This is a genomic window from Acidobacteriota bacterium, from assembly GCA_030949985.1.
In the GTDB taxonomy this organism is placed as follows: domain Bacteria; phylum Acidobacteriota; class Polarisedimenticolia; order J045; family J045; genus JALTMS01.
The window spans coordinates 1-2451 of sequence record JAUZRX010000084.1; the positions used below are offsets into that span (position 1 = coordinate 1).

General features: G+C 70.6%; 2 protein-coding genes. Both read left to right on the top strand.

Going from position 1 to position 2451, the window contains the following annotated elements; all coding sequences use genetic code 11:
* The coding region (locus Q9Q40_14205; GenBank protein ID MDQ7008370.1) for an MBL fold metallo-hydrolase at positions 1 to 739 on the top strand (739 nt) is incomplete at its 5' end.
* 192 nt (positions 740 to 931) lie between these two features.
* Positions 932 to 2451 (top strand): long-chain-fatty-acid--CoA ligase (locus tag Q9Q40_14210; protein ID MDQ7008371.1); only part of this gene is annotated, 1520 nt, incomplete at its 3' end.

The following is a 2451-nucleotide window of genomic DNA, read 5'->3' on the forward strand; positions in this document are numbered from 1 at the left end:
CGGCGCCCGGCTGGTCGTCCACCCCCGCGGCGCCCGGCACCTGATCGATCCCTCGAAGCTGGCCGCCGGGGCCAGGGCGGTGTACGGCGAGGAGCGGTTCGCGCGACTCTACGGGGAACTGGTGCCGGTGCCCGCCGAGCGGGTGATCGAGGCGGGCGATCGCTTCACGCTCTCCCTGAACGGTCGCAGGCTGCTCTTCCTCGATACCCCGGGCCATGCCCGGCACCACTTCTGTGTCCAGGACGAGCTGAGCGGGGGCATCTTCGCCGGCGTCACCTTCGGCATCTCCTACCGGGAACTCGACGGCCCCGCCGGCCCCTTCATCTTCCCCCCGACCACGCCGGTGCAGTTCGATCCCGCCGCCTGGCGGGCCTCGGTCGAGCGCCTGCTGGAGCTGCGCCCGCAACGCATCTACCTGACCCATTTCGGCATGGTGGAGGACCCGGCGCCGCTGGCCCGGCAGTTGTTGGCGCGCATCGACGAAGCGGCGGCGCTGGCGCTGGAGGCGGGTGGGGAGGACGCCGGCGGCGACATCCGCCGGGCCCTGGAGGCGTCGCTGTGGTCCGGGCTGCGGCGCCAGGGCTGCCCGCTCTCCCGCGAGCAGGCGCTGGCGATACTGGCCAACGATATCGACCTGAACACACAGGGGCTCGTGGTCTGGCTGGAAGCCGGGGCCGCGAGCGGGAGCGGGCAGGTGCGCGGCACCGGCGGCGACGGCCGCGCCGGGCCGCGCTGCTAGCCCGGATATCGCGCAAGACCGCTCCGGATCTCGAAGTTTGACAGTTTCATTCAACCTGTTGCCGGAATTCGTCAAGGGTACGGTTTGTCCCTTTGGCGCCATCCGGTTTTTCCGGGCCCCTTTCGCCCGGCCCGCCCGAGCGGGCTGCGAGCCGATGATCGACACTGAAACCACCAACGAGGAGTGATATCGATGAAGGTCCCTCTTTCCCCCCTGGAATTCGCCCGCCGCGCGCGCAAGCTCTACGCGGGCCGTGAGGCGGTCGTGGACGGCGATCTCCGCCTGAGCTACGCGCAATTCTTCGAACGTTGCGATCGCTGGGCCGGGGCGTTGCGGGAGCTGGGCGTCGCCAGGGGCGACCGGGTCGCCTGTATCGCCCCGAACACGCACGCCCTGCTCGAGTCGTTCTACGCTGTGCCGGGGATCGGGGCCGTCCTGGTGCCCATCAACTACCGGCTCGCGGCGCCGGAGATGGCCTATATCATCAATCACTCCGGCGCCAGGGTGGTCTGCGCGCATCCCGATTACCTCGAACTCCTGGACCGGGTGCGCGACGAGCTGCCGGCGGTGGAGCACTTCGTGGCCTTCGGCGCCGCCGGGGAGGGCTGGCGGGACTACGAGGCGCTGCTGCACGCGGCCGAGCCCGCGCCGCCCACCGGCGAGATCGACGAGGACGAGGTGATCACCATCAACTACACCAGCGGCACCACCTCGACCCCCAAGGGGGTCAGGCTCACCCACCGCAACGTCTGGGTGAACTGCGCCGCGGCGCTCGCCCATGTCCACGTCACCCCCGCCGACCGTTACCTGTGGACACTGCCGATGTTCCACGTCAACGGCTGGGGCTATGTCTGGACCATGACCGCCTGCGGCGGCACCCACGTCTGCCTGCCCAGGGTGGACCCCGCCGAGATCTTCCGCCTCCTGCGCGAGGAGGGCGTCACCCTGTTCTGTGCCGCCCCCACGGTGCTCATCGGCATCGCCAGCGCGCCGCCGGAGGTGCGCGGCGAGGTGCCGCGCGGCCTGCGGGTGCTCACCGCGGGCGCGCCGCCGGCGGCGGCCACCATCGAGCGGATCGAGCAGGAATTCGGCTGGGAACTCATCCATGTGTACGGCATGACCGAGGCCTCCCCCTTCATCACCATCTGCGAGCCCCGCCCGGAGCACGCCGGGCTGCCGGCCGACGAGCGGGCGGCGCTCAAGGCGCGCCAGGGCGTCGAGACCATCACCTCCGGCGATGTCCGGGTGGTGGACGAGGAGGGCGCGCCGGTGCCGTGGGACGGGCGGACCCAGGGCGAGATCGTCGCGCGCGGCAATGTCATCATGAAGGGCTATTACAACGACCCGGAGGCCACCGGGCAGGCGCTCGCGGGCGGCTGGTATCACACCGGGGATTCCGCCGTGGTCCATGCCGACGGCTACATCGAGATCCGTGACCGGATCAAGGATGTCATCATCAGCGGCGGCGAGAACATCTCCTCGGTGGAGGTGGAGGGCGTGCTGTTGCGGCACGAGGCGGTGCAGGAGGTGGCCGTGGTCGGCCTCCCGCACGAGAAGTGGGGGGAGACGCCCCACGCCTTCGTGGTCCTGCGCCAGGGCGCCCGGGTGACGGAACAGGAGCTGATCGGCTTCCTGCGCGAGCGCATGGCCCATTTCAAGGTCCCGCGCGGCGTCACCTTCGTCTCCGGCCTGCCGAAGACGGCCACCGGCAA